The following is a 7753-nucleotide window of genomic DNA, read 5'->3' on the forward strand; positions in this document are numbered from 1 at the left end:
AACCGTAGGTATAAACATGGCTTTCCAATTCTGTGCGATCAGTCGCACCCCTTATTTCCCCCAAGCATTCGACAACTCTGTTCCAGACGATCAAGATATAAACCAAGGCCGTGCATTTGTTGATGCTTTAGGCGGTGGTGTCTTTGATTTTCGTGCAATTCATGACCGTGATCGTAGTTTGCAGGGCGTGAATTTCAGAGGAACTATTGATGACGTTTGGTCTACTTTAGTGGTCTACAACCAACTTGGTTACGGTTGTTTTGTTGTCATCAATCAGATGGACGGACATGGGCGATCAGCCGACAATATCACCAACAACAGAGCGCAATTTGTGGACCTGGACAACCTTTCAGCAATGCAAAACTTGCAACGTGCAAACGAATGGGTAATCAAACCGTCTTTCATGGTGCAATCAAGCGCAAACAAAGCGCACGTCTACTGGCCCGTGATACCCTATCAAGGTAATGATCGGTTTCATACTATACAGCGCAAGCTTATCCAGCTCTTCGACGGTGATCCGGCCTGCTGGGATGCGCCGCGCGTAATGCGTCTGCCTGGCACATACCATCTGAAAGGTGAGCCGCAGCTAGTAACCTGTCAGCAGCTATCGGGTTATGGCATGGTCACGCCTGTTGATGCGCTGGAACTGGCCTTGGCACACGTCAATGTGGTCAGCAGTGTCGGCGAACGTCATGAATTGGGTGATCCAGGCAAAGCAGCGCCTAGTTTAGAATGGGTTCAGTATGCTTTGGACAACTGTGATCCGAACACGCTGGATCGTGGTGATTGGGTCAGCTTTACAGCGGCCATAAAGCAGTCTGGATGGTCATTGACGGATCCTGACACGCTCTATGGTATGTGGTCTGCATGGTGCGAGCGCTACAGCGGGAATGATGTTGGTGAAAATCTTAAGCAGTGGAACAGCATTAAGGATGCACAGGTAGGGTGGTCCAGCATCGTACGGCGCGTGCCATCTGTACAGGCCCAACTATCGTTCGGTGGTGTGATGCAGCGGCAGCGAAACCAACGCAAAACTGACGACATTAAGATTGGCGACGATCTTGCTTTCTCAACTGTCCCAACTGTTTTGACACTTGAGCAAATGCAGCAGCATCTTGTTTTTGTCGCAACCGGATCAAAGGTGGTCAACACGCTCAACAAGACCACTAGAACTGTTCATGATGCCGGTAATGAATATGCAGCATCTTGGCACACCTTTGACACGGGCAAGATTGACAAAGATGGGCAACCAATTCTGAAGACAATCCCAGCTTTGCAAAGCTGGATGAAAAGCGAAACAAGAACGTCTGTCGATACGATAACTTGGAACCCTGCTGATGGTCAGTTTTGCCGTTCACCGGAAATCAGCCAAGGCGGTGACAAAGCCTACAACCTTTGGTCTGGGATACGGCTGCAAACACCGCCTGAAAACTGGCAGGAGTGGGCGCAACCGTTTTTGAAGCACGTTGAATACCTTGTGCCGGATCACATTGAGCGAGAACGGTTTCTGAAATGGTGTGCGCACATCTTTCAAAAGCCAGGTGAACTGCCACACACCTGCTATCTTATGATCACCCCACAAACCGGAACTGGTCGCGGCACGTTAGGCAGTATTTTGACACGCGCTTTACGAGGTTATGTTGCTGCAAACATGGACGTAAACGCATTGTTTGGCGGATTTAACGGTCGGCTTGCGCAAAAGCTGCTGGTAACAGTTGATGAAATCCGCGAAGGCAACGCCGCTAATCGTTACCAGAACCAAGAGGCGTTTAAGGCGAAAATCACTGAAGAAACACGCAATATCAACGAAAAATACGGCATGCAGTTTGTCGAAAAGAACTGTTGTAGGTTTCTGATGTTTTCCAACCATGAAGATGCATTGCCATTCGATAACAGTGATCGGCGCGTCATCGTTGTTGAAAACCCCGTGCTCCGGCAATCGCAAGAGTACTATCTGTGGTTGAACAAATTGCTAAAAGATCAACGTTTCATTGCTTCGGTCCAACGCTATTTGACGACGCTCAGTTTGGACGGTTTTAGCCCGCATGAACCTGCACCAATGAACGTCGCCAAGGTGAAATCACTAAAGAGCATGGAAAGCCCTGCTGACCAAGATGCCCAAGAATTCATCAGGTCTTGGCCGGGAGAGTTGGCGACGACCAGTGACCTGACAACCTTCATGGGTGAGAACGCACCAAGGTCGCCAGCGGCGATGGGTCATGCAATCAAACGTGCTGGCATGAAGTCTGCGCACAAACAAAAGATTGGTCCAGACGTGAGAACCGTCTTGATCGTAAAAGGTGATTTGACCGCTGAAAATCTAGTGAACGCAGACAGGTCAGAAATTGCACGGACTATTATTGGTAATCAGATGAGTTTTCGGAAAATAACATAGCTTGGACGCGATTAGTGGGGCGGTTCCCAACGGTTCCCAAAATTACCAGCATCTAAGAACTCTGTAGATATAGAATAAGTGAAATTTGATCTTGCGTTATTATAGTGTTGAGTAATTTGGGAACCTTTGGGAACCAGTGATTGATTAGACTGAACGATAATTTATGATTTTGGTGTCGGGCAGTATCATGGCTTGCCCATTACGGACTGCTCAAACTGATGTTTGCAGCGAACCTTCAGATGGTCTGCAACGGATACCTAGTCCGATACTTGATTCTCAACATTCTGAAATATTTGAATAAATTCAATGCGCTGCTGAAGCATGTTTATTGGCGTGGTTCGTAAGCTCTACATTGTATCCATATAGTAGCCATGGGTAGGCGGATACAGCTGAAAACTTCTACAGCTCTACTTTGATTTTTCGCCTCTAGCATGGGGGCGGATAAAATTTCTTACGCCAACAAAACCTCACAGAACCTAATGCATCATAAGAATTTTTTCTAGCAAAATTAATGGGTTGACTTGATTTGAGGGCGACGTCACCTGTCTGGAAAGGCAACTCGAAAGGATAGACAATATGCTGACAAAGATGATTTACACCCCCGATGGTGATGCAGGTAACTTTCTTCAGGTTCATGGAACCGATAGCATGGCTACGCTGCTTTGGCGTTCTCGCTTCAAAGACAGCAGGCTAACACCATCGATCAACGCAATGGCGACCGCATTGTATGACTACAGCAAAACCATGTTGAAGCAGGCTGAGGTTCTGAACGCAAAAGGATACAAGACAAAAGCTGAAACAGAAGCAGCAAACCTAGCTGCCCCCTGGAACGCGCTGCGTAGATCAATTATGGATGAAAAGTCATCGCTGATAGACCGCAGCGATATGATGCTGAAGGTAGAGGGCGGGAATGCAGAAATGCGTTCCGAATATCGAAAGTGGTTTCTCTCGTTAAGCCCGCCGGAACTTTTCAAAACTTTGCTAAACTCCAAAAACGTTGAACTTCTTGCTTCGGCAATTGAAAGCGGTCCCGCTCTTATTGGCTTGGACGATACAATCTTTGAACGGGTGGAAGAACGCTATGCAGTCGTTAAATTTCTATATGGTTCAGACAAAAAATTTCCACCAGCACCCATGGCTATTGATAATTTGGCAGGCATTGAGCCGGACTGGAAGACCCTTGAAAAGAATGCACGTGATCAATGGATAGGCATCGTTCAAAGCAATGACGAAATCGACGCGTCAGATCAGTACCTTGCGGGTGCCTTGACTTTAGTGGCTGCAAGCGTCGCAAGTATGACTACAGGGCAGGTGTTTGAAATCCTGAAAGCTGCCTGATGTCTATTAGCCAAAATGTTGAGCGCAGGCGCGAACTGCGTCCGCTCTCTATGTCTGTTGTCAGGTTGCCAAGAGCCGACACGATCACCATGGTATCTTTGTTAATAACGGCGTCAGTAACAAGACAGACCCTCCAGCGTTGGCGCGAAACACGAGGCTTTCCAAAGACATTGAAAGACGGCCCAAGTGGATGGTTCTCAACAACTCAGGTAGCTCACTGGTTTGATGAGCAGGGCGTTAAGGTAATTCGAAAATGACCGATAACGAACGTAAGTCTACCGCCTTGGCTGGGCGTGATAGTAACGGGCGTTTCGCGTCCGGCAGCGGGAATATTGGCCGACCCAAAGGTAGCCGTAACAGGGTAAGCCAGAAGGCTATGCAAGAGATCAAGAACATGTCGTTTGATGCCTTGCGAGTCCTAAAGGAGAATTTGGATAGGAATGACACAAAGGCAGCAATATTCGTTCTTGAAAAGATTCTGCCAAATCAGCGAACCGTTGAGCTAGACGGTGCAGACGTTGGCAGTATCGTTTCTGCGCTTATTGACGGCACAGTCAGTCCTGATGAAGCTCGAACCATTTCAATGTCCATCGCAAGATTGAAAGAAATTGATGAAATGGACGTACTTGAAGAACGCTTGGCTCAGATCGAAGAGTTGTTGAAAGGCTAAACGGCATGATGATTGCAAGTAGGTTGCTCAGAGCTAACAGACTACTCAAAAAATTAAAGGCGGCTCAACCTGATGACCCTTTCGCGTCATTCTCACCTGAGCAGCGTCAGTATTATAAAAAGTGGTGGGGCCAGTTCAAGGCAGAGCACTCATTCGGACTATACGAAACGTATATTAACTACACAAAATGGACGCCAAGTAGTTGGTTTGAATTTCCACGCGTTAAAATTGACATGACTATGAGCGATGCCCAAGCCCTTTACCTTAGTCAGTTAGGACAAAGAGAATGAGACCAACGAAATCATACCGGCTAACAGTCCCAGACCAGTTTGCAAACATCGCTTGGATTTCATCACTAGACCTATGGATAACTGCCCATGGCATTTTGTCGAATTCAGGGTTGCGTGATCATTTTGGGCGTTTCGCTGTAAAAGAGGCGATGAAGATTGCGACCAAATGCGACCATCTGCGTTTTGATCATCGCGACCAAAATAGGATAATCGTTGATGGTTTGGAACGCAAAGGGCTTAACCTCGCCGCGCATCCCTTTAGAATGAACTGTTTTCTGAGCACGATGTGGCGGTTTGCTGACCAGGACATATTGAGCACCTTCACAGTCTACGGGGACAGCTATATGTTTTATGGCTGGCTAGAAAATCTTGGTAGTGCAGCGAGCGCGCGGGATGGTCAGCCATATGCGCCGCCAAACAACATATTTGCAGATTCCGTCCATCTTGATCATTAAAACGCGGTACAAATCTTCACAGCCTTGGTGTATACAGCAACATCCTAGCTACACTGAGCAGGAAGCTGACACTGGTCGTAGTAGCGAAGGCAAACGGGCCTCTTCTTAGACGTAGGCAGGTTTGCAGTTTTTCCGGATACCTCGAAACGGGTCTGCGTCGATCGTTTGTCACCCTATTATGTCATATGGGAAAGGCGGACTGGGGGTTAGAAGGATTAATTGTCTGTTGCATTGATTGGCAAAGTCCAGCCGAGATTAATTTCCGTTTGGCACGCTGGAGCGGAAAAGAGATCTTTCAATCGCGCTCTTTCTAGCCTAGCGTCCACTAGACTTTCGATCCGCTCTACCAAGTTGCGGAGCTGGACCTTTCGCGGCAATAGTGTTTCTTTGTTGATCCAGACCGAAAGGGTTTCTGAAACGCCTCTCCACCAAGGTCCCTCAGCAAGGATTAATTCCGGTACGCGATCATACCGTTCTTTGAGATACCCTGTGAGCATTCGTTCTTCGTCCCGGCTCAAAGAAGTCCACGCCTCTACGAACTGAGCTATTGGGATGCACTGTAAGATTGGCTCTCTTAGAAATCTTTGCTCGCCTTTGCCATTAATGACAGTCAGATCGCCGAGAAAAGAAAAGTAGTCCGACTTCATAGTTTTGATAAGGTGGTCAGCTACGGATTGCGCTTTCCAATTGGTATACCAATCATCTGCAGCTACCTGTAGATGATTTAAAACTTCGCCAAAATCTTCTTCCTGTCTTCGGTGATACCCAAGGCCATCATAGCCGGTATCGAATCCCCATCGAGTTAATTTAAAACTCTTGAGGTCAAGTTTGGGTATCACGACCGCATCAATATAATTCTTAAATCTTTGGACCCACCCACCTTCGACATCATCGATCAGCCCTTCATCTAGTAGCATCAGAATGACGCCAACAACGTGCATCACAACGACCGGGTTCTGATAACGACCATCTTCGATACCAGAAAGAACGTCGCTGACATCGTCATCAAATACTGAACCTGAGCCATCGGAAAAATCCCAGGTCCAAATGTGCCAGAGCCGCTTCCAGGAAGGCCAGCTTTCCGGGCCGTTAACTTCGAGAGCGTCTGCCAGTTCAGCGTTGAACCGCGACGCATTAACGGTGCCGCTATTAAGAATATCAATCCATTGTCGAAGTGTGACCGCTGCATGAATGCCGTTCACGAGATTGTATTTTTCGACTATTTTCCGAATAGGTGTGTCAATCTCGTTATCGCCCAGCTGGAACGAATGGAAGTTTCTTTGTTCAGGGTCATCGCTCCCGAACTTGGGAAGAAGGTCAATGGGGGTCAGAACATTGTCTGGTGCCCCAAGATTTAATTTGAACTCTATGAAGAAGATGAAGGCTTGAGTTACAAGGCTATCTAGCAAATCACTATTTTCTCGAAACTTCTGGTCTGTCGCATCAAACATCCCTGTTAAAAACCACAGGAATTGCCGAACAGCCCGTAGGTTGTTGAAGCCAGAAAGTCGATATAGCTCTTCAATCCTATCGGTTCGAGAAACGATAATTGTTCTTACATCACTTTCTGCTATTTCGGCGATGAATGCATCGACAGCAGCCTTAGGATCAGGTTCTAATTCGAAGGATTGGCCGATAACCTTCTCTCGGAAGTCTTTAAACTTCTCGTCACCAATCCGCTGTGTGTTCGCCACCAATATGACGCGAGCATTGCCGTGCTCGATATACCGGTTCAAAACGCCAAGCAGTTCAGACTGATCGAATCCACATCGTTCAAGATCGTCAATCACCACCAATGCGCCGTTAATGACATCAATGGCTTTGGTCACTTGGCCTAAAGTGCTTTCGACAGCTTTGCCAATATCTGCTGAACCTGAAAACACGCCCCCCGATCCAACCGAGATTGCTCCAGAAAACAGGGACGAAGCAAAGCCTAAACCCTGATGCATAATCTTTACGGCTTTTGAGGATGCGGCATAGAATAACTGCCGTTCGAAATCCTGCAAGCTGCTGACTCCGAACAACGATAGGTATATCGTCTTTCGCGTTTCAAAGGCTTGTTCACCTAAGAGGCTCTGGATGAAGTGCGTCTTGCCACATCCCCACTGACCTTCAAGCATCACAGCAAATTTTGGGTTGTCTGGCGAATTGATCCAACTCAATAGGAATTGTCGTATCTGGTTTCGGGCTGTGTCGTGCATGAAAAAAATCCGGCCTAAATGCTTTCCGTTGCGACCATACTCTCTAGGGTAGCCTAGTCCATCTGATTGTCGGGAATGTTTAATGACTGCGGAGCGCGTTGCACAGACGGGTGGCCGCTTGCGAGCGTTGCGCGCATTAGTAGCGGACTAGCGTGACTGCTTGATGGCTAGAGGCTATCTAAATGCAGCGAATGGCCGGTTCGGCGGGCCGTATTGCAGCTGCCCAGACCCACGATAAATGGCAGGTGACGTAGTTGACGTGAGCTGAATGCTAGTGTTCCCCACCTGACATAGGATTCCCAATGATGTCCGGCTGTGGCATGATCAGCGGATGCGACGTTCCGACATCTGCCTTTACCTTGGCCCCGCCGACCGTGCTGATCTTGAAGCGCTGATCATCAACC

Annotated in this window: 6 protein-coding genes; 5 read left to right on the top strand and 1 reads right to left on the bottom strand. The window is 47.8% G+C overall.

The features are described from left to right. The first annotated feature begins 16 nt into the window (after positions 1-16). The 5 genes from NTA49_RS13835 to NTA49_RS13855 all read left to right on the top strand — a co-directional run bounded on the left by NTA49_RS13835 (position 17) and on the right by NTA49_RS13855 (position 5148). The gene (locus tag NTA49_RS13835) at positions 17-2395 is read left to right on the top strand and encodes a DUF5906 domain-containing protein (RefSeq protein ID WP_258295388.1); all 2379 of its coding nucleotides are present in this window, start codon (positions 17-19) and stop codon (positions 2393-2395) included. 576 nt (positions 2396-2971) lie between these two features. After that, positions 2972-3733, top strand: a complete 762-nt coding sequence (locus NTA49_RS13840) for a hypothetical protein (protein ID WP_258295389.1) — start codon at positions 2972-2974, stop codon at positions 3731-3733. A gap of 253 nt (positions 3734-3986) precedes the next feature. After that, positions 3987-4403 carry a hypothetical protein gene (locus tag NTA49_RS13845; RefSeq protein ID WP_258295390.1) on the top strand — a complete coding sequence of 139 codons (417 nt, stop codon included), beginning with the start codon at positions 3987-3989 and terminating at the stop codon, positions 4401-4403. A gap of 5 nt (positions 4404-4408) precedes the next feature. After that, positions 4409-4693 carry a hypothetical protein gene (locus tag NTA49_RS13850; RefSeq protein WP_258295391.1) on the top strand — a complete coding sequence of 95 codons (285 nt, stop codon included), beginning with the start codon at positions 4409-4411 and terminating at the stop codon, positions 4691-4693. Further along, positions 4690-5148 (top strand): hypothetical protein, encoded by a 459-nt coding sequence (locus tag NTA49_RS13855; protein WP_258295392.1) that lies wholly within the window; start codon positions 4690-4692, stop codon positions 5146-5148. Before NTA49_RS13850 ends, NTA49_RS13855 begins: the two co-directional genes overlap by 4 nt. A 215-nt stretch (positions 5149-5363) precedes the next feature. On the opposite strand, the gene NTA49_RS13860 is transcribed toward NTA49_RS13855, so the two are convergent. After that, positions 5364-7349 (bottom strand): KAP family NTPase, encoded by a 1986-nt coding sequence (locus NTA49_RS13860; RefSeq protein ID WP_258295393.1) that lies wholly within the window; start codon positions 7347-7349, stop codon positions 5364-5366. Positions 7350-7753: the final 404 nt, after the last annotated feature.

The sequence above is a fragment of the Pseudosulfitobacter koreensis genome (assembly GCF_024733015.1).
GTDB lineage: Bacteria > Pseudomonadota > Alphaproteobacteria > Rhodobacterales > Rhodobacteraceae > Pseudosulfitobacter > Pseudosulfitobacter koreensis.

Bases quoted from the DNA above. Each gene is read 5' to 3' on its own strand.
- NTA49_RS13855 (WP_258295392.1), top strand. From the start codon at position 4,690: ATGAGACCAACGAAATCATACCGGCTAACAGTCCCAGACCAGTTTGCA.
- NTA49_RS13840 (WP_258295389.1), top strand. From the start codon at position 2,972: ATGCTGACAAAGATGATTTACACCCCCGATGGTGATGCAGGTAACTTT.
- NTA49_RS13835 (WP_258295388.1), top strand. From the start codon at position 17: ATGGCTTTCCAATTCTGTGCGATCAGTCGCACCCCTTATTTCCCCCAA.
- NTA49_RS13860 (WP_258295393.1), bottom strand. From the start codon at position 7,349: ATGCACGACACAGCCCGAAACCAGATACGACAATTCCTATTGAGTTGG.
- NTA49_RS13845 (WP_258295390.1), top strand. From the start codon at position 3,987: ATGACCGATAACGAACGTAAGTCTACCGCCTTGGCTGGGCGTGATAGT.
- NTA49_RS13850 (WP_258295391.1), top strand. From the start codon at position 4,409: ATGATGATTGCAAGTAGGTTGCTCAGAGCTAACAGACTACTCAAAAAA.